Origin of the sequence: Leifsonia araucanica, from assembly GCF_051161895.1 — a bacterium.
Taxonomy (GTDB): domain Bacteria; phylum Actinomycetota; class Actinomycetes; order Actinomycetales; family Microbacteriaceae; genus Leifsonia.
This window is the reverse complement of the sequence record NZ_JBMBTW010000002.1, coordinates 1,458,913-1,478,137: the sequence shown is the minus strand read 5'-3', so window position 1 is coordinate 1,478,137 and position 19,225 is coordinate 1,458,913. Positions and strand designations below refer to the sequence as shown.

General features: G+C 70.4%; 16 protein-coding genes. 14 read left to right on the top strand and 2 right to left on the bottom strand.

Going from position 1 to position 19,225, the window contains the following annotated elements:
• Nucleotides 1–17 precede the first annotated feature (17 nt).
• The 3 genes from ACN6M5_RS07075 to mfd all read left to right on the top strand — a co-directional run bounded on the left by ACN6M5_RS07075 (nucleotide 18) and on the right by mfd (nucleotide 4,963).
• Complete coding sequence (locus ACN6M5_RS07075; protein ID WP_434949031.1) at nucleotides 18–404, top strand: hypothetical protein; 387 nt, start codon at nucleotides 18–20, stop codon at nucleotides 402–404.
• A gap of 154 nt (nucleotides 405–558) precedes the next feature.
• The gene (locus ACN6M5_RS07070; RefSeq protein WP_085369827.1) at nucleotides 559–1,260 is read left to right on the top strand and encodes an alpha/beta fold hydrolase; all 702 of its coding nucleotides are present in this window, start codon (nucleotides 559–561) and stop codon (nucleotides 1,258–1,260) included.
• 70 nt (nucleotides 1,261–1,330) lie between these two features.
• A complete protein-coding gene (gene mfd / locus ACN6M5_RS07065) occupies nucleotides 1,331–4,963 on the top strand; it encodes a transcription-repair coupling factor (RefSeq protein WP_434949030.1) in 3,633 nt (1,210 codons plus the stop codon).
• Between the two features lie 10 nt (nucleotides 4,964–4,973).
• Here the strand turns inward: mfd and ACN6M5_RS07060 are convergent, their stop codons facing one another.
• Nucleotides 4,974–6,143, bottom strand: coding sequence for a Na+/H+ antiporter NhaA (locus ACN6M5_RS07060; RefSeq protein ID WP_434949029.1), 1,170 nt, complete (start codon nucleotides 6,141–6,143; stop codon nucleotides 4,974–4,976).
• A 195-nt stretch (nucleotides 6,144–6,338) separates the two neighbouring features.
• On the opposite strand from ACN6M5_RS07060, the gene ACN6M5_RS07055 reads away from it, so the two are divergent.
• The 5 genes from ACN6M5_RS07055 to ACN6M5_RS07035 all read left to right on the top strand — a co-directional run bounded on the left by ACN6M5_RS07055 (nucleotide 6,339) and on the right by ACN6M5_RS07035 (nucleotide 11,110).
• A complete protein-coding gene (locus tag ACN6M5_RS07055) occupies nucleotides 6,339–7,067 on the top strand; it encodes a nucleoside triphosphate pyrophosphohydrolase (RefSeq protein ID WP_434949028.1) in 729 nt (242 codons plus the stop codon).
• A gap of 64 nt (nucleotides 7,068–7,131) precedes the next feature.
• A complete protein-coding gene (locus ACN6M5_RS07050; RefSeq protein ID WP_434949027.1) occupies nucleotides 7,132–8,184 on the top strand; it encodes an iron-siderophore ABC transporter substrate-binding protein in 1,053 nt (350 codons plus the stop codon).
• 9 nt (nucleotides 8,185–8,193) lie between these two features.
• Nucleotides 8,194–9,267, top strand: a complete 1,074-nt coding sequence (locus ACN6M5_RS07045; RefSeq protein ID WP_434949026.1) for a FecCD family ABC transporter permease — start codon at nucleotides 8,194–8,196, stop codon at nucleotides 9,265–9,267.
• 2 nt (nucleotides 9,268–9,269) lie between these two features.
• Nucleotides 9,270–10,301, top strand: a complete 1,032-nt coding sequence (locus ACN6M5_RS07040) for a FecCD family ABC transporter permease (RefSeq protein WP_434949025.1) — start codon at nucleotides 9,270–9,272, stop codon at nucleotides 10,299–10,301.
• 2 nt (nucleotides 10,302–10,303) lie between these two features.
• Complete coding sequence (locus ACN6M5_RS07035) at nucleotides 10,304–11,110, top strand: ABC transporter ATP-binding protein (RefSeq protein ID WP_434949024.1); 807 nt, start codon at nucleotides 10,304–10,306, stop codon at nucleotides 11,108–11,110.
• A gap of 257 nt (nucleotides 11,111–11,367) precedes the next feature.
• Here the strand turns inward: ACN6M5_RS07035 and ACN6M5_RS07030 are convergent, their stop codons facing one another.
• Entirely contained in the window at nucleotides 11,368–12,492 is a 1,125-nt protein-coding gene (locus tag ACN6M5_RS07030) for an epoxide hydrolase family protein (RefSeq protein ID WP_434949023.1), read from the bottom strand.
• Between the two features lie 31 nt (nucleotides 12,493–12,523).
• Here ACN6M5_RS07030 and hisS point away from each other — a divergent pair, with 31 nt between their 5' ends.
• From hisS to ACN6M5_RS07000, 6 genes are all read left to right on the top strand, one after another.
• A complete protein-coding gene (hisS, locus tag ACN6M5_RS07025) occupies nucleotides 12,524–13,816 on the top strand; it encodes a histidine--tRNA ligase (protein WP_434949022.1) in 1,293 nt (430 codons plus the stop codon).
• 134 nt (nucleotides 13,817–13,950) lie between these two features.
• The gene (gene eno / locus ACN6M5_RS07020; RefSeq protein ID WP_434949021.1) at nucleotides 13,951–15,231 is read left to right on the top strand and encodes a phosphopyruvate hydratase; all 1,281 of its coding nucleotides are present in this window, start codon (nucleotides 13,951–13,953) and stop codon (nucleotides 15,229–15,231) included.
• Nucleotides 15,232–15,460: 229 nt separating this feature from the next.
• Nucleotides 15,461–15,952, top strand: coding sequence for an FtsB family cell division protein (locus tag ACN6M5_RS07015; protein WP_434949020.1), 492 nt, complete (start codon nucleotides 15,461–15,463; stop codon nucleotides 15,950–15,952).
• Nucleotides 15,952–16,467, top strand: a complete 516-nt coding sequence (locus ACN6M5_RS07010) for a DUF501 domain-containing protein (RefSeq protein WP_168689777.1) — start codon at nucleotides 15,952–15,954, stop codon at nucleotides 16,465–16,467. The genes ACN6M5_RS07015 and ACN6M5_RS07010 overlap by 1 nt, the downstream gene beginning before the upstream one ends.
• Nucleotides 16,464–17,735 carry a S8 family serine peptidase gene (locus tag ACN6M5_RS07005; RefSeq protein ID WP_434952343.1) on the top strand — a complete coding sequence of 424 codons (1,272 nt, stop codon included), beginning with the start codon at nucleotides 16,464–16,466 and terminating at the stop codon, nucleotides 17,733–17,735. Before ACN6M5_RS07010 ends, ACN6M5_RS07005 begins: the two co-directional genes overlap by 4 nt.
• 38 nt (nucleotides 17,736–17,773) lie before the next feature.
• Nucleotides 17,774–19,195 carry an NAD(P)/FAD-dependent oxidoreductase gene (locus ACN6M5_RS07000; RefSeq protein ID WP_434949019.1) on the top strand — a complete coding sequence of 474 codons (1,422 nt, stop codon included), beginning with the start codon at nucleotides 17,774–17,776 and terminating at the stop codon, nucleotides 19,193–19,195.
• The last annotated feature ends 30 nt before the right edge of the window (nucleotides 19,196–19,225 follow it).

Here is a 19,225-nt window from a genome sequence, read left to right as displayed (position 1 = left end):
GCCACGAAAGGACAAGGATGAAGAAACGTGTACACGCCATCGTCGTGGCGGGGGTGCTGGGAGCGGCCATCGCGCTGAGCGGATGCACGCAGACCGGCGAGGCGGACCGCGGACTGCCGAAGGGACTGCCGGCGACGGTCAGCGTCGCCGATGGCACGGTGAGCGACCCGGTCGCCTCGAAGGGCAACTGGTCGTTCGTGCTCACCGTCAAAGATGAAGCGGCGCAGAAGGCGGCCGTCACCGAACTCACGGACAACGGCTTCAGCCAGGTCAGTACGAGCTCGTCGAAGATCGCGCGCACGTACGCGCTGCGCAACGCGAAGGACGGCACGCACGCGACCCTCGTGCTGACGAAGCGCGACGGCAAGCCCGCCGTGGTCTTCACCGTCGTGTCGACTAAGTGACGCCCTGACGCCCTGACGCCCTGACGCGCGAACGCGCGGAACGCCGCGCCGTGCCGCCCGGGACAGGGCGCGCACGGCAGGCGTTCAGCATCCACTGCACCGACGCCCAGCGCACCCGGATGCCATCCGCAGGATGGGCTCGTATGGTTCGGTCATGAAACTCTTCACCCGGGAGTGGGGAACCGGCACCAGGTACGCCGTCCTGGTGCACGGGGCGATGTCGGACTCGCGCAACTGGCGCAGGGTCGGACCGGCGCTCGCCGAGCTGGGCTACCACGTCGTCGCCGTCGACCTCCGTGGGCACGGCAGAAGCCCCCGCGCCATCGAGTACACGGCAGAACTGCTCGCGCGGGATGTGGTCGAGACCGTTCCCGCGCATCCCGAGCTGGTCATCGGGCACTCGCTCGGCGGCCTCACCGTGAGCCTCGCGGTCGAGGAGCTCCAGCCGCAGCGGGTCGTCTACGTCGATCCGGCGTTCGGGCCGAACGTGCCGTGGTGGCAGCGCAAGCTCGCCCCGGCGTTCTTCCGCTCCCTGGCGAGCGCGACCGCCGAGCGGATCGCGAAGCGCAACCCGCGCTGGGATCCGCTCGACGTCGCGATCGAGCTGGAGACCCTGCGCGCCTTCGACCAGGGGGTGGTGCCGGTGCTGGTGGGCCGCGGTTCGCTGCGGGCGCCCGTGACGATGCAGGTGCCGTCGCTCGTCGTGCTGGCCGGGCGGTCGCAGCTGGTGAGCCCGCGGGCCGCCGAGCGGCTGGGCGAGGCCGGATTCGTCGTGCGCACCGTGCGCGGGGCAGGTCACACGGTGCACCGCGACGACCACGCGGGGTTCATGCGGGCACTCGACGGCTGGGTCTAGCGGCTGGGTCCAGCAGCCGGATCCGCGCATCCCGCCCCGAGTGTCGGCGGGAGTCCGTAGACTTGGGCGAGTGATACTGCAGGGCTTGATCGCAGCGCTTTCGCGCGCCTCCACGTTCGATGACGCCCTGGCCTGCGCGGCCCGTGACGCCGACTTCTCTCTCACCGACGGGTTGCGGGCACCGCTGCTCGCCGGGTTGATGCAGCGCAGAGCTGCCGCAGGCGCATCCCAGGCCCTGCTCGTGATCACCGCCACCGGGCGCGAGTCAGAGTCGGTCCGCGGTGCGCTCGGCTGTGTGATGCCGGATGCGGAGATCGTCGAGTTCCCGGCCTGGGAGACCCTGCCGCACGAGCGGCTCAGCCCGAGCGCCGAGATCGTGGGCAAGCGGCTCACCGCCCTCCGCCGCCTCGCCGACTGGGATGCGGGGGACCGGTCGAGGCCGATCGTCCTGGTCGCCTCCGTGCGCGCCGCCCTGCAGCCGCTCGCGGACAACCTCACCGACTACGCGGCCGTCGACCTGGCGACCGGCGCGCGGGGCTTCGACCTGTCCGGCCTCGCGATGCAGCTGGTCGACCTGGCGTACGCGCGCGTCGACATGGTCACCAGACGCGGCGAGTTCGCCGTGCGCGGCGGCATCCTGGACGTCTTCCCGCCGAACGGCGACCACCCGTACCGCGTCGACTTCTTCGGGGACGAGGTGGACCAGATCCGCGCGTTCTCCGTGGCCGACCAGCGCTCGCTGCCCGAGCCCATCGCGTCCGTCTCGCTGCCGCCCAGCCGCGAGCTGCTGCTGAGCGAGTCCGTGCGCCAGCGTGCCAGGGAGATGGAGCACGAGTTCCCGAGCATGTCGGCGATGCTCGCCAAGATCGGCGAGGGCATCCCGGTCGAGGGCATGGAGTCGCTCGCGCCGGCGCTCGTCGACCGCCTCGTGCCGCTCACGCACTACCTTCCGGATGGCGCGGCCGTCGCCGTGCTCTCGCCGGAGCGCGTCGCGAGCCGTGCCGTCAGCCTGGCCGAGACCAACCGCGAGTTCCTGTCGGCGGCGTGGAGCGCCGCCACCGTCGGCGCCGCCGCCCCGATCGACCTGGCCGCAGGGGACTTCCTCACCCTGCAGACGCTGCGCGACTCCGTCACGTTCAGCACGCCGGGAGAGAAGGCGCCGAACCACCCCTGGTGGACGATGAGCGGGTTCCAGACCGACGCCGGTCTCGATCGACTACCTCTGCCGGAGGAGCGCGAGATCGAGGAGCACCTGCAGCTGCGGATCGCGGCGGAGGCCGTCCCGAGCTTCCAGGGCAACGTCACCGGCGCCATCGAGCACATCGGGGCCAGGCTGAAGGACGGCTGGACCGTCGCCATCGTCGCGGAGGGCGCCGGGCTCGTGGAGCGCGCAGCCGACGTGCTGTCGGAGGCCGAGCTGCCCGCCCGGCACGTCGAGGAGTTCCCCGCCGATCCTGAGCCCGGCATCGCCTATCTGCTGCGGGCAACGGTCGAGCACGGCTTCGAGGTCGGCGAGACCAAGCTGGCGCTGCTCAGCGAGAGCGAGTTCTACGGCAGGACGGTCGGCTACGACTCCCGCCAGGTGAAGAAGCTCGCCACCCGGCGCAAGAACGTGGTCGACCCTCTCGCGCTGAAGCCGGGCGACTACGTCGTGCACCAGACCCACGGCATCGGCCGGTTCGTCGAGCTGACCCAGCGCGAGGTGTCGAGCGGCGGCCGCAACGCGGTCAAGTCCAAGCGCGAATACCTCGTGCTCGAGTACGCGCCGTCGAAGCGCGGGTACCCGGGCGACAAACTCTTCGTGCCCACCGATCAGCTGGATCTGCTGACCCGGTATGTGGGCGGTGAGGCTCCCGCGCTCAGCAAGATGGGCGGAAGCGACTGGTCGGCGGCGAAGGGCCGCGCCCGCAAGGCTGTGCGCGACATCGCGGTCGAGCTGGTCAAGCTGTACTCCGCGCGGATGGCGAGCAAGGGCCACGCGTTCGGGCCGGACACCCCGTGGCAGCGCGAGCTGGAGGAGGCGTTCCCGTTCGCGGAGACGCACGACCAGCTGCAGACCATCGACGAGGTGAAGGCCGACATGGAGCGGCCCATCCCGATGGACAGGCTCATCTCGGGCGACGTCGGCTTCGGCAAGACCGAGATCGCGGTGCGTGCGGCGTTCAAGGCGGTGCAGGACGGCAAGCAGGTCGTGATGCTGGTGCCGACAACGCTGCTCGTGAAGCAGCACTTCGAGACGTTCCAGGAGCGCTTCGCCGGGTTCCCCATCCACCTGCGCGCCCTCAGCCGGTTCCAGACCGACAAGGAGGCGAAGGAGACGATCGACGGCATGGCGGACGGCACCGTGGATGTGGTCATCGGCACCCACAGGCTCCTCGCCGACAACATCGTGCTCAAAGATCTCGGACTCGTCATCATCGACGAGGAGCAGCGGTTCGGCGTCGAGCACAAGGACGCGCTGAAGAAGCTCAAGACCAACGTGGACATCCTGGCGATGAGCGCGACGCCCATCCCGCGCACGCTGGAGATGGCGGTCACCGGCATCAGGGAGATGTCGACGCTGGCCACCCCGCCGGAGGACAGGCACCCCATCCTGACCTTCGTCGGGCCGTACTCGGACAAGCAGGTGGCCGCGGCCATCCGGCGCGAGCTGCTGCGCGAGGGCCAGGTGTTCTTCGTGCACAACCGGGTCGGCAGCATCACCAGCCAGGCGGCGAAGCTGGCCGAGCTGGTGCCGGAGGCGCGCATCGCGGTGGCCCACGGCAAGATGAACGAGCGCGCGCTCGAACAGGTGGTCGTGGACTTCTGGGAGCGCAAGTTCGACGTGCTCGTGTCGACCACGATCATCGAGACGGGCCTCGACATCGCCAACGCGAACACGATCATCATCGACCGCGCCGACAAGTACGGCCTGAGCCAGCTGCACCAGCTGCGCGGCCGCGTCGGCCGTGGCCGCGAGCGCGCGTACGCGTACTTCCTCTGGGACGAGAACAAGCCGCTCAGCGAGACGGCGCACGACAGGCTCTCGACCATCGCCGCCAACAATGATCTCGGCAGCGGGATGCAGGTGGCGCTGAAAGACCTGGAGATCCGCGGAGCGGGCAACCTGCTCGGCGGCGAGCAGTCCGGTCACATCGCCGGTGTCGGCTTCGACCTCTACCTGCGCATGATCGGCGAGGCGGTGAGCACGTTCCGCGGCGAGGTCGCGGAGGGGCAGACCGAGCTGCGGCTGGAACTGCCGGTGGATGCGCACATCCCGGAGGAGTACGTGGACAGCGAGCGCCTGCGGCTGGAGGCGTACCAGAAGCTGTCGACGGCCAGCTCGCCGGCGGCGAAGGACGAGCAGATCGACCAGGTGATCGAGGAGCTGACCGACCGCTACGGCGAGCCGCCGCTCGCGGTCTCGAACCTCATCGCGGTGTCCCGGCTGCGGCGCGCCGCCCAGCGGGCCGGACTCGGCGAGGTGGTCGCGATGGGCTCCAACCTGCGGCTGGCCCCGGCGATCCTGCCGGACTCGCTGCAGGTGCGGTTGCAGCGCATGTACCCGGGCGCCAAGTACCACGCCGCGCCCAAGGTGGTCACGGTGCCGATGCCGCGCATCAACGGCGAGCCGCTCGACGACGCCGACCTGATCTCCTGGGTGGCGACGCTGCTCGGCGCGCTCTTCCCCGTGCCGGAGCCGGTGGCCGAGCCCGCGTCCTGAGCCCGGTCGCTCAGGGCTGCCGGCTCGGCTGCGGCTGCCGGTGCGGGTGCTGCGCGCGGTAGCGGCGCGCGAGCACGGTGACGCAGAAGCCGGCGGCGACGATGGAGACCGCCGAGCCCAGGAGGACGGCGAGCGTGCCCTCCGCCCTGACCAGCTCGTCGCCGGCGAACGCCAGTTCGTTCATCAGGAGCGACACGGTGAAGCCGATGCCACCGAGCACGCCGATGGTCACCAGGCCGAACAGCGGGATCTTGGCGCGCTCGGCCTTGCTGCGGGTGAACGAGCCCAGCCAGCCGCCGAGCGTGATGCCGATCACCTTGCCGACCGGCAGGGCAACCAGGATGCCCCAGAACGCGGGCTGCAGCTGCGACGGCGACACCTGCGGGATCGCGACCAGGGCGGCCGAGAACGCGAACAGCGGCAGGATGAGGCCGTTCGACCACGGCTCGATGGCGTGCGTCACCCGTCCGGCCGGCCGGCGCGCCATCACCAGGCCGAGCGCGACACCGGCGATCGTCGCGTGCACGCCGGAGTCCCAGACGAGCCACCAGGCCAGGCAGGCGACCAGGACCATCAGCACGCCGACCGGCACGCGCATCCGGCCTTTCAGCAGACGGCTGAGCAGGCCGAACGCGGCGACGGCGACCGCGGCCAGGACGAGTTCGACGAGGTTCGGGTCCGTGGTGAAGAACACCGCGATGATCACGATGGCGATGAGGTCGTCCAGCACGGCCAGCGCGAGCAGGAACACCCGCAGCCGGTTGGGCAGGCCGCGACCGAACACGGCGAGCACCCCGAGGGCGAAGGCGATGTCGGTGGCGGTCGGGATCGGCCAGCCCTGTTCCAGGCCGCTGCCCGCGGTGAACGCGAGGTAGATCCCGGCGGGCACGATCACCCCGGCGACCGCGGCGATGGCGGGATGCACGGCCTTCTTCACGCTGTTCAGTTCGCCGGCCACCAGCTCGTGCTTCAACTCGACGGCGACGATGAAGAAGAAGATCGCGAGCAGGCCGTCGCTGATCCAGTGGCCGACGCTCATCCGGAGCCCGCCGATGCCGATGGTGGCGTGCTGCAGGTCGAGGAGTGCAGGACCTGCCGCGGTGTTCGCGAGCAGGAGGCCGAGCGCCGCGGCGCCCAGCAGGAGTCCGGCGGCTGTTCGCTCGGATCGGATGATGCTCATACGGTCTCGCCCATCTCGCGCTGTCTTCGCAGCGCGGTCGGATGCGGGAGCGGCGCGCTCGCGCCACCCGCCGACCAGACTTCCCGGCACACCAGTCGCCCAGTCTACCGGGCGGCAGGCGCCGGAGCCCGGAGGATGGGGGAGGATGGACGAGGGCACGCAGTCGCACGCCCGCGATCGAGGAAGGCATCCACGATGACCGAGCTGAGCTTCTCTTCCGCTTCCGCGTCCGGGCAGGCGACCAAGCTGGACGAGCTGGTGGCCGTGATGGAGCGGTTGCGCGGCCCGGGTGGATGCCCGTGGGACGCCGACCAGACGCACGAGTCGCTCGTGCAGTACCTGATCGAGGAGACGTACGAGCTGGTCGAGGCGATCGAGACCGGCAACAGGGACGACCTGATCGAGGAGCTCGGCGACGTGCTCTACCAGGTGCTGTTCCACGCCGACATCGCCGCGCACACGCCCGGCGAGGACTTCGACATCCAGGATGTGGCCGCACAGATGACCGCGAAGATGGTCGGCAGGCACCCGCACGTGTTCGGTGGAGACCGCACGGCGGAGACCGCGGACGACGTCGTCGAGTTCTGGGACGACCTCAAGAAGCGGGAGAAGCCGTCGCGCACCAGCGTGCTCGACGGAATCCCGCAGGGCATGCCGTCGCTGGCGCTCGCCGACAAGCTGCTCGGCCGCGCGGAGAAGGTGGGGCTGCTGGATCTGCGCGAGGCCGGGGGAGTGCAGGTCGAGTCGGAGGACGAGTTGGGTCCGCTGCTGCTGGCCATCGTCGCGTCGGCCAAGGCGCAGGGGCTGGATGCGGAGCGCGCCCTCCGTTCGACGCTGCGCGACCTGCAGTCGGAGATCCGCGAACAGGAGCAGGATGCGGCCGACGCCGGAATCATCGGCCTGCCCACCGCATCCACCGACTGAGTGGCACCCGCGAGACGGTTAGGTTAGGCTTGCCTAAACCCCCTAGTCGTCTCGAAGGAGAAGCATGTTCGAGTCCGTTCCACGCCGCCGGTCGCGTGTCGCTGTGATCGCATCGGCGATCGTCGCGACCGCCGCCCTCATCCTCACCGGCTGCAGTGCCGGCACGCCCGGCGACGAGAGCAGCTCGACCAGCGCATCCGGTGCGTTCCCGGTCACGATCAAGAGCGCCCTCGGCCCCGTCACCATCGAGAAGAAGCCGGAGCGGGTCGCCGTCTGGGGCTGGGGAGCCGCCGACGTGGCGCTCGCCCTCGGCGTCGTTCCGGTCGCCATGCCGAAGATGACCTACGGCGGCAACGCGGACGGCGTGCTGCCCTGGGTGGCCGACAAGCTGAAGGAGCTCAAGGCGAAGACGCCGCAGCTCATCGCGGGCGTCGACACCGGCGAGGTGCCGTTCGAGGAGTACGTGAAGGCGAAGCCGGACGTGATCCTCGCTCCGCTCTCCGGTCTGACCAAGGACGAGTACGCCAAGCTCAGCAAGATCGCCCCGGTGGTCGCATACCCGAAGGTGCCGTGGGGCACCAGCTGGCAGGACCAGACCGACATCGTCGGCAAGGCGCTCGGCCTGTCCGCCGAGGCGACGGCGCTGAAGACGAAGACCGAGGACGACGTGGCGAAGCTCGCCGCGAAGTACCCAGTGCTGAAGGACAAGACGTTCGTCTACGCCGCCGCCAACGAGCCGGGCGTGATCAACGTCTACAAGGCGACGGACTCGCGCGTGCTGCTGCTCAACGAGCTCGGCCTGAAGAACTCGGCCAGCATCGACGCGCTCGACACGAAGAAGGACGCGGATAGCTTCTTCTTCCAGGTCAGCTACGAGAACCTCTCGAAGATCGACACCGACCTGCTGGTGATGTACTTCGACAAGCAGTCCGCGGTCGACACCTTCACGGCCGAACCGCTGGTCGCCGCCATGCCCGCCGTCAAGGAGGGCCGCTTCGCACCGATCGTCGGCGAGTCGTTCGTGATGGCGTCGAGTGCGCCCAGCGTGCTGAGCATCCCGTGGATGCTCGACCGCTACGTCCCGGAGCTCGCGGCAGCCGCCGAGAAGGTCAAGTAGCACAGGCGGATGGCCAGGAGCGTCACAGCGACGGCGGACGGCGGGCAGGGGATCGCGCACCAGGGGCGCACATCCACTGCCCGCCGGCGGCGTCGGCTGGCATACGGGTTCGGCGTGGCGGTCGTCGCCCTGCTGGTGGTGTGCATCCTGAGCCTGATGCTCGGCTCCAACCCGATCGATCCCGCCTCGGTGTTCAACGCCCTCCTGCACTACCGGAAGTCCGATGAGGCGTCGCTGATCGTGGTGGACAGCAGGCTGCCGCGCACCCTGCTCGGGCTGGGCGCCGGACTCGCGCTCGGGCTCGCGGGAACGGTGATGCAGGGGCTGTCCCGCAACCCGCTGGCCGACCCGGGCATCCTGGGGGTCAACTTCGGCGCGTCGCTCGCGGTCGTGGTCGCCATCGCCGTGTTCGGGATCACGACGCCCGGCGGCTACCTGTGGTTCGCCTTCGCCGGGGCGGCGCTCGCCTCGGTGGTCGTCTACGCGGTGGCGTCCGCCGGACGGGAGGGGGCGACCCCGATCAAGCTCGCGCTCGCGGGGGCGGCGGTCTCCGCAGCGCTCGGCTCGCTCATCACCGCGGTGCTCCTCACCAGCAGGGTGTCGCTCGACGCGTTGCGGTTCTGGCAGGTCGGCTCGCTCGCCGGCCGCAACTTCGGCGTGTTCTGGCAGGTGCTGCCGACCATCGTGATCGGAGCCGTCATCGCGCTCGCCCTGGGCCGTGCGCTCAACGGGCTCGCGCTCGGCGACGACGTCGCCCGCGGTCTCGGCCAGCGCGTCGGGCTGTCCAGGGGCTTCTCGGCCGTCGCCGTCGTGCTGCTCTGCGGGTCGGCCACGGCGGCCGTCGGGCCGATCGCGTTCGTCGGCCTGGTGATCCCGCACGTCGCCCGCTGGGTGGTCGGGGCCGACTACCGCTGGATCCTCGCGTTCTCCGCCGTGATCGCCCCGACCATGCTCATCGCCTGCGACGTGATCGGCCGGCTCGTCGCGTGGCCGGGCGAGCTGCAGGTGGGCGTCGTCACGGCGTTCGTCGGCGCCCCCGTGTTCATCGCGCTGGTGCGCCGTCGCAAGCTGGTGAGCCTGTGACCGTGGATGCGGTCCGGGCGGCCGGCGCCGACCGCCGCTCGCGCGCATCCCGGGTCGTCACCGTGTCCGTCGTGCTCGCCGTGCTCATCCTGCTGGTGTCCGCCGTGTCGCTGAGCCTCGGCGCCGCCGCCGTCGCGCCGGCCGACGTCCTCGCCGCGCTCGTCGGGCGGGCGGACAGGCTGACCCAGTTCGTGATCCTGGAACTGCGGCTGCCGCGCCTGCTCGCCGCCGTGCTGGTGGGCGGCTGCCTCGGGCTCTCCGGGGCGCTCATCCAGTCCATCGCGCGCAACCCGCTGGCGAGCCCGGACATCATCGGTATCACGGCGAGCGCGAGCGCGACCGGCGCCATCGCGCTGGTCTGGTTCGGGCTGACCGGCCTGGCGCTGTCCGGCACGGTGGTGGCGGGAACGCTGGTCGCCGCGCTGCTGATCTACCTGCTGGCCTGGCGCGGCGGCATCAGCGGCTACCGGTTCGTGCTGATCGGCATCGGCTTCGCCGCCGTCGCCGGTGGCGTCGTCTCCTATGTGCTCACCACCGCCGACCTCACGGATGTGCAGCAGGCGCTGGTCTGGCTCACCGGCAGCATCAACAGCGTCGATCCCGTCGCGCTGACCGTGCTCGCGGCGAGCGCCGTGGTGCTCGTGCCGTGCGCGCTGCTGCTCGGTCGCCCGCTCGCGGCGCTCGGCCTGGGCGACGACACCGCGGCGGCGGTCGGCGTGCGGGTGGAGCGGACGCGGCTGCTCGTGGTGCTGGTGGCCGTCGCGCTCGCGGCGGTCGCGGTGTCCGTGGCCGGACCGATCGCGTTCGTCGCGTTCCTCTCGGCGCCCATCGCCCGGCGGCTGGTCGGGCGAGGATCGCTCGCGCTGGTGCCGTCGGCACTCGTCGGCGCGCTCGTGCTGGTCATCTCCGACATCGTGGCGCAGTTCGCTGTGCCGGACGTGGCGTTCCCGGTCGGCGTCGTCACCGGCATCGTCGGCGCACCGTATCTGCTGTGGCTCCTCACCAGGACCAACCGAATCGGCCGGGGAGGCTGAGCATGACCGACAACCATCACCTCGCCGCGCGCGAACTCACCCTGTCGTACGACGGCAGGGTGGTCGTCGACGGCCTCGACCTGGAGGTGCCGCCCGGCACGGTCACCGCGATCGTCGGACCGAACGCCTGCGGCAAGTCGACGCTGCTGCGCGGGCTGTCGCGGCTGCTGGCGCCCGCATCCGGGGCCGTGCTGCTGGACGGGACGGACATCCACTCGCTGCCGACCAAGCAGGTGGCGACGATGCTCGGCCTGCTGCCGCAGACGCCGACCGCCCCGGACGGGATCACCGTTGCCGACCTGGTTGGCCGCGGACGGTATCCGCACCAGGGCTGGTTCCGCCGCTGGACGGCGGAGGACGACGAGGCGGTCGCGTCCGCGATGGTGTCCACCGGGGTGGCCGACCTGGCAACGCGGGCGATCGACGAACTCTCCGGCGGGCAGCGCCAGCGGGTGTGGATCGCGATGGCGCTCGCCCAGCAGACCGACATCCTGCTGCTCGACGAGCCCACCACGTTCCTCGACATCAGCCACCAGATCGAAGTGCTCGACCTCCTGCTCGACCTCAACGCCGAGCGCGGGACCACCGTGGTCATGGTGCTGCACGACCTCAACCTGGCCGCGCGATACGCCGACCACCTGATCGCCATGCGCGCCGGAGCCATCGTGGCGGCGGGGACGCCGGCGGAGGTCGTCACGGCCGAGCTGGTGCGGGAGGTGTTCGGCGTCGACTCCGTCATCGCACCGGATCCGGTGACCGGCACGCCGCTCGTCGTCCCGCTCGGCAGGCACCACACGCTCGGGGAGTGACGGCGGCGGGGCGCTCTCGCGCATCCCGGTGACCGGCAGCGTGCCCGCTAGGCGCTGTCAGCCCGCCATTCGGGTGAGAGGTCCGCGATCCGCGGATTCGACTCTCCTGGATGGCTGACGGGCACGTTGTCGGCCTGTGTCTGACAGCGAGCATCTACCCGTGGTCGGACGGATGCGACTCATGTCAGGTCCATCGGGACACCACCGAAGTCGCAGGGCACGACCATGAGGGTGGCAACGCGCTCATCCTACGCCGGTCAGGAGATCGACGCGAAGAAGCTCCGGATGCGGTCGGCGGCGAGGTCCGGCTGCTCCAGGCCGAGGAAGTGGCCGCCCCGCGGCGCCACTTCGAACGAGCGCAGGTCGTCGGCCGCACGCTCGGCGAGCGTCCGGGGGAACCCGTCCATCACCGGCTCCCTGCTGAGCAGCACGCCGAGCGGGGCGACGATGGGCGGCCGGGGCGAGTTCGCCTCGTAATCGAAGTACTGGCGGAACGAGGTGCCGATGCTCCCGGTGGCCCAGTAGAGCGTCGCGATGGTGAGCAGCACATCCCGTGGCACCACGCTGTCGAGGTCGCCGTCGACCCAGTCGTGCCACTTGTCCGCGATCCAGGCGAGCAGCCCGGCGGGGGAGTCGCCGAGGGCCGCCGCGATGGTGTCTGGACGGGTGGCCATGATCTCGCTGTACCCGCCGTCCGTCGCGTCGTACGCATCCACCGACGCCAGGTATGCGCGCTCGTCGTCGCTCTGCGGTTCGTCGTCGGCGGGGAACGGCGCGTGGATGAGCTGCACGCCGATGAGGCGGTCGGCGTGCTCAGCGCCGAGCCAGGTCGCCGCTCCTCCGCCGATGTCTCCGCCGAACGCCGCGTACCGGTCGTAGCCGAGCACGGTCGTCATCAGCTCGTGCAGGTCGTCGGCGATGGCCTGCCTGGTCAGCGGCCGGTCGGGCAGCTCGGAGAAGACGAAGCCGGGCAGCGACGGCACGATCACATCGAACGCGATCCGCGCATCCGATCCGGAGCCCGCCGGGTTGGCGAGGCGCTCGGCCAGCGGAAGGTACTCGGTGTACGCGCTCGGCCAGCCGTGCAGCAGCAGCAACGGGATGCGCGTCTCCGCCGATCCGGCGGCGGGTACCCGCACGAAGTGGATGCGGTGCCCTCCCACATCGGCGAGGTACTGGTCGTATGCGTTCAGCCGCTCCTCCTGGGCCCGCCAGTCGAACGCCAGCCACGACTCCACCAGATCGTGCAGCACGGGGCCGCCCGCGCCGCCCTCCCACGGCGACGACCCGACCGGCTGCACGAAGCGGGTGGCCGTGAGCCGCGCACGCAGGTCGTCAAGGAGGTCGTCTGGAAGGTGGATGCGGAACTCGTCGATGCTCATCCCCGCCACGCTACATGGAAGAATCGTTCGCATGGCTTCTCCGATCACCCCGCCTCGCGGCATGCGCGACTTCCTCCCGGCAGACAAGGCCCGCAGGGAGCATGCGCTCGGCGTGATCAGGAAGAGCTTCGCAGCGCACGGGTTCGACGAGATCGAGACGCCGGTGGTGGAGGACGTCGCCCGGCTGCACTCCGGGCTCGGCGGCGACAACGAGAAGCTGGCGTTCAGCGTCCTCAAGCGCGGCCTGGACGCGGACGACCTGCAGGCCGCGATGGACTCCGGCGACCTCCTCAGCCTCACCGACCTGGGTCTCCGGTTCGACCTGACGGTCCCGCTCGCCCGCTTCTATGCAACGCACCGCGCGGAGCTGCCTCCGGTGTTCCGGTCGATCCAGATCGCGCCGGTCTGGCGCGCGGAGCGCCCGCAGAAGGGCAGGTACCGCCAGTTCGTGCAGTGCGACATCGACATCATCGGCGAGGCGGGCCAGCTGGCGGAGGTCGAGCTGATCACGGCGACCGCGGCGGCACTGGATGCGCTGGGCCTCGAGAACTGCACGATCCGGATCAACGACCGGCGCATCCTGAACGGGCTGCTCGAGTTCTGCGGTTTCGCGGAGGCGCGCTGGCCGCAGGTGCTGATCTCGATCGACAAGCTCGACAAGATCGGCGCGGAGGGCGTTGTGAAGGAGCTGAGCGCAGACGGTGCAGACTCCGCGGCGGTGCTCGGCGGCATCCTGGAGCAGCTGGAGCCGCACATCGCGGAGGGCGGCGTCGCCATGACCGTCGAGGCGATCACCGGCATCCTCCCGGACGGGATCGACACCGACGCCATCGCCGCCCTGGAATCGCTCGCGCACGCGCTCGACGCCCTGCCGTCCGGCGTGTCCCTGCGCTTCGACCCGACGCTGGTGCGCGGCATGGGGTACTACACCGGCACCATCTTCGAGATCGCGCACCCCGGCTCCGGCAGCTCGGTGGGCGGCGGTGGCCGCTACGACGGGATGATCGGACGCTTCCTCGGCACCGACGTGCCGGCCTGCGGGTTCTCGATCGGCTTCGAGCGCGTGGTCGACCTCATCGAGACCCCGGAAGACGCAGGGGCGGACTCCGTCGTGCTCGTCTACGACCAGACCGTGCCGCTGAACCGCCTGCTCGCCATCAAGGCGGAGCTGATCGCCTCCGGCCGCCGGGTGCGCCTCGACCGTCGCGCCAAGAACCTCAAGGCCGTGCTCGACCGTGCGGAGGCGTCCGGCTTCCGCTCCTTCGCGTTCGTGAACGCCGACACTCCGGATGCGGCGGCGCTGGAGCTCAAGCCGCTCGGCTGACCTCGGCGCGGCCGGGCCCCCGGTGCACCCCGGTGCACCCCCGGTCGGTGCCGCACGCGGACGTCAGTAGACTGGCGAGCGGATCACCGCTGATTTAACCCACCCCCACACACATGTGAAACAAGGAGACTGTTGTGGCTCAGATCGAAGCTGTAGGCGCTCGCGAGATTCTCGACTCGCGCGGAAACCCGACCGTCGAGGTCGAGGTGCTTCTCGAAGACGGCACGGTCAGCCGTGCCGCCGTCCCGTCCGGCGCGTCGACCGGTGCGTTCGAGGCGTACGAGCTTCGTGACGGAGACAAGGACCGCTACCTCGGCAAGGGCGTGCAGAAGGCCGTCGACGCTGTTCTCGACGAGATCGGCCCGGCCATCGAGGGCTTCGAGGCCGCAGACCAGCGTCTCGTCGACTCCGCCATGATCGAGCTCGACGGTACAGAGAACAAGAAGCGCCTCGGCGCGAACGCCATCCTCGGCGTCTCCCTCGCCGTCGCCAAGGCCGCCGCCGACTCCGCAGACCTGCCGCTGTTCCGCTACATCGGCGGACCGAACGCGCACACCCTGCCCGTGCCGATGATGAACATCATCAACGGTGGAGCGCACGCGGACACCGGCGTCGACATCCAGGAGTTCATGGTCCTGCCGATCGGCGCGGAGACCTTCTCCGAGGCCCTCCGCTGGGGCGTCGAGACCTACCACTCGCTCAAGTCGCTGCTCAAGCAGCGCGGGCTCAGCACCGGCCTCGGCGACGAGGGCGGCTTCGCGCCCGAGCTCGAGCACAACCGTGCCGCCCTCGACCTCATCTCCGAGGCCATCCAGAACGCCGGCTTCACCGTCGGCCGCGACATCGCGCTCGGCCTGGACGTCGCCTCCACCGAGTTCTTCGAGAACGGCGTGTACCGCTTCGAGGGCCAGGACCGCACCGCAGCAGAGATGTCCGCGTACTACGCAGAGCTGGCCGCGAACTACCCGCTGGTCTCCATCGAGGACCCGCTGGCCGAGGACGACTGGGAGGGCTGGGCGCACCTCAACTCCGAGCTGGGCGGCAAGCTGCAGCTCGTCGGCGACGACCTGTTCGTCACCAACCCGACGCGTCTCGCCAAGGGCATCGAGCTCAAGGCGGCCAACAGCATCCTGGTCAAGGTCAACCAGATCGGCACCCTGACCGAGACCCTGGATGCGGTCTCGCTGGCCCAGCGCAACGGCATGACCGCCGTGCTCTCCCACCGTTCGGGTGAGACGGAGGACACCACCATCGCCGACCTCGCCGTCGCCACGGACGCCGGCCAGATCAAGACCGGTGCCCCGGCCCGCTCCGAGCGCGTCGCCAAGTACAACCAGCTCCTCCGCATCGAGGAGGAGCTCGGCGAGGCAGCCGTCTACGCCGGCCGCAGCGCCTTCCCGCGCTTCACCGCGTAACAACACCCCGCGCACAGGCCCCCGGATCGCCGATCCGGGGGCCTTTCGCATCCCCCGGGGACCTCGCCGAACGGACCACCGGCAATCACGGGACGCGCGGCGGGGGAGCACAGGGAGCGCGCGGGTGGGTGGCTTACGATTGTGGGGCGGGGACCGTCGGCCCCGATCTTGGTCGTGTGCGTTGGGAGGGCTTGTGGCTGCGCCTCGTACACGCCGGGTCCCTGTCGCCATGTCGTCGGGATCGGCCACGGGACGCTGGCTGCGCGGGCTGCACTTCTCCGGCTTCTCGCTGGTGATGATGGGGCTCCTCATCCTCGCCGTCGTCGTGCTCGCGCCCACCGCGCAGAGCCTCATCTCGCAGCGGCAGCAGATCGCCGACCAGCAGAAGGCGGTGGATGCGCTGTCCGGCCAGGTCTCCGACCTCAAGGAGCAGCGCGCCCGCTGGAACGACCCCAGCTACATCAGAGCGCAGGCGCGCGACCGGCTCTACTACGTGCTGCCCGGCGAGGTCAGCTACCTCGTGATCGACGACAGGGCCCCGGCCGCACAGACCAAGGATGCGCCGGTCAGCTCGAAGCTGCAGAAGACCGAGACCGACTGGCTCGGCTCCCTCTTCGGCTCGTTCATGGGCGCCGGTCTCAGCGATGCGACACCGTCGCAGCTCGGCGGCACGGCCCCGGCGAGCACTCCCACTCCCACCTCGACCCCTGGCGGCAAGTGATGACCACCCCACCCTTCGATGCAGTGACCGACCAGGACATCGCGACCGTGTCCGCCCAGCTCGGGCGGCCGGCGCGCAATGTCGTCGGCATCGCGGCGCGCTGCGTCTGCGGCAACCCCACCGTGGTGTCCACCGCCCCGCGGCTGGACGACGGCACGCCGTTCCCGACCTTCTACTACCTCACGCATCCCGCAGCCACGGCCGCGCTGTCGCAGCTGGAGGCCACGCAGGTGATGAACGAGTACAACGAGCTGCTCGAGGCCGACGAGTCCGTGCGCGACCAGTACGCGGCGGCGCACCGTGCATACCTCGCCGACCGGGAGTCCATCGCCGTCGTCGACGAGATCGCCGGCATCTCCGCCGGAGGCATGCCCGTGCGCGTCAAGTGCCTGCACGCCCTCGGAGCGCACGCGCTCGCCGCAGGACCGGGGGTGAACCCGATCGGCGACCTCGCTCTCGCGCGCGCCGACTGGTCGCCCGAGGTGTGCGAGTGCCAGGACTACACCGCAGGATGACCCGGCTCGGCCGCGCAGCGACCGCCGTCGCCCTGGCAGGACTGCTCGGGCTGGCCGCCGCCGTCGCGCCGTCCACTGTCGCGCACGCCGATCAGGTGCGCGACCTCGAATACTGGCTGAACGACTACGGCTTCACCCAGGCCTGGAAGACGACCAAGGGCGCAGGAGTCAAAGTCGCGGTGATCGACACCGGCGTCGACGGCAGCGTGCGCGACCTGGCCGGGGCGGTCGTCGGCGGCACCGACGTGTCCGGCGTCGGGGCGGCGAACGGGCAGAAGCCGCTCGGCGACGCCGGCTCCGCCGACCACGGCACCTGGGTGGCGTCGCTGCTCGCCGGTCGGGGAACCGGCCCGGACAGCGGCGTGCTCGGCGCCGTACCCGAGGCGAGCATCCTGACGGCGTCCGTCGCGCTCGGCTCCGCCTCCGGCGCCATCGGCAGCGACGAGCAGATCGCGACAGCGGTGCGCTGGGCCGTGGACAACGGCGCGAAGGTCATCAACATGTCGCTCACCAGGAACACGCTCGACTGGCCGACCAGCTGGGACGAGGCGTTCCAGTACGCGTTCGACCACGACGTGGTCGTCGTCGCGGCGGCGGGCAACCGGGGGAGCGGCACCACCGAGGTCGGCGCGCCCGCCACCATCCCGGGTGTCGTCGCCGTCGCCGGGGTCGACCGGCAGGGGCAGGCGAGCTTCGACGCGTCGTCGCAGGGCATCACCATCGCCGTCTCCGCGCCCAGCGAGCAGCTGGTCGGGGTGAGCCCGGGCGGCGGCTACGTGCAGTGGGCGGGCACCAGCGGGGCGACCCCGCTGGTGGCGGGAGCCGTCGCGCTGATCAGGGCAGCGCATCCCGAGTTGAAGGCTCCGGATGTGATCGAGCGGCTCATCAAGACGGCCCGCGCTGCACCGGGAACCGTGCCGAGCCCGATCTACGGCTACGGACTCCTGGATGCGGCCGCCGCGGTCAGCGCGAAGGTGCCGCACGTCTCCGCCAACCCGATGGGCGACCTCTCCGAGTGGGTGCGCATCCACCGCAGGGCGGACGTGCCCACCAGCCCGGCGCCCGGCAAAGTCCCGGCGACGACGGCCACTCCGCACGCCCTCCCCGCCGCCCCGTCTGCGCGGGTCGATCAGCTGCTCTGGCCGCAGTGGACGGCCCTCACCGGCTTCTGGCTGCCGTTCAGTCTGATCACCGGTTTCGCCGCTCTCGTGGTCCTCGGCGGGGTCGGCGCTTTCCGGCATTTCAGAGCGACGGGCAGCAGGGAGTAGATTAACTGAATACTTTCGTGTTGAGGAGACCCACCACTGTGCCCAAAATCCTGATCGTCGGCGGCGGATACGCCGGTTTCTACACTGCGTGGAAGCTCGAGAAGCAGCTGCGCAAGGGGGAGGCAGAGGTCACTATTGTCGACCCGCTGCCCTACATGACCTACCAGCCGTTCCTTCCCGAGGTCGCAGCCGGGTCCATCGAGCCGCGCCACGCGGTGGTCGCCCACCGCCGCCACCTCACCAAGACCAACGTCGTCACCGCCAAGGTCACGTACATCGACCACGCGAAGAAGACGGCGACCATCCAGCCGCCCATCGGCGACGCGTACGAGTTCGAGTACGACATCGTCGTGGTCACCGCCGGCGCCGTGTCGCGCACGTTCCCGATCCCGGGCGTCGCCGACCAGGCCATCGGCCTCAAGACCATCGAGGAGGCCGTCGCGATCCGCGACCGCGTCCTCACCAACTTCGACAAGGCGGCCAACCTGCCCGCCGGCCCCGAGCGCGACCGCCTGCTGACCTTCGTGGTCGTCGGCGGCGGCTTCGCCGGCATCGAGGTGTTCGCCGAGCTGCGTTCGTTCGCGAGCGCGCTGCTCAAGAACTACCCGCAGATCTCGTTCGAGGACACGCACTTCCACCTCATCGAGGCGATGGGCCGCATCATGCCGGAGGTGTCGCTCCCGACCAGCCACTGGGTGATCAAGAACCTCGCCCAGCGCGGCGCGGAGATCCACCTGGACACCCAGCTCGCGAGCGCCGTCGACGGCGTCATCGAGCTGTCGACCGGTGAGAAGTTCGAGACCGACCTGATCGTGTGGACCGCCGGTGTCATGGCGAACCCCACCATCGTGCGCCACACCGACCTCCCGATCGAGGAGCGCGGCCGTCTCCGCGTGCGCGCCGACCTCCGAGTCGGCTCCGACGACGAGATCATCAAGGACGCCTGGGGCGCCGGCGACGTCTCGGCCGTCCCCGACCTCACCGGCGGCGGCGTCGGCGGCTTCTGCGTGCCGAACGCCCAGCACGCCGTCCGCCAGGGCAAGCTGCTCGCGAAGAACATCATCGCGGACCTCCGCGGCGAGCTCCCGCGCCAGTACTTCCACAAGAACCTGGGCGCTGTCGCCGGCCTCGGTCTCGGCGTCGGAGTGTTCCAGTCCGGCAAGCTCGCCATCAAGGGCCTCCCCGCCTGGTTCGCGCACCGTGGATACCACGGCCTCGCGATGCCGAGCTGGGAGCGCAAGTGGCGCGTGCTGTGGGGCTGGTGGAACAACTTCTGGCTCGGACGCGACATCGTCTCGCTCGCAGCGACGCAGCACCCGCGCGCCGTCTTCGAGGAGTTCGCCGCCCGTCCCAAGCCCGCAGTGGCGGAGGCCCCCGCGGCCCCGGCGGTCGACGCTCCGAAGAAGGCTCCGGCCAAGAAGTCCGCTCCGAAGGAGCCGGCCGAGGTTGCAGCCAAGTAGCAGCAGAGTGTGAACGGGAGGGCTCGGTGC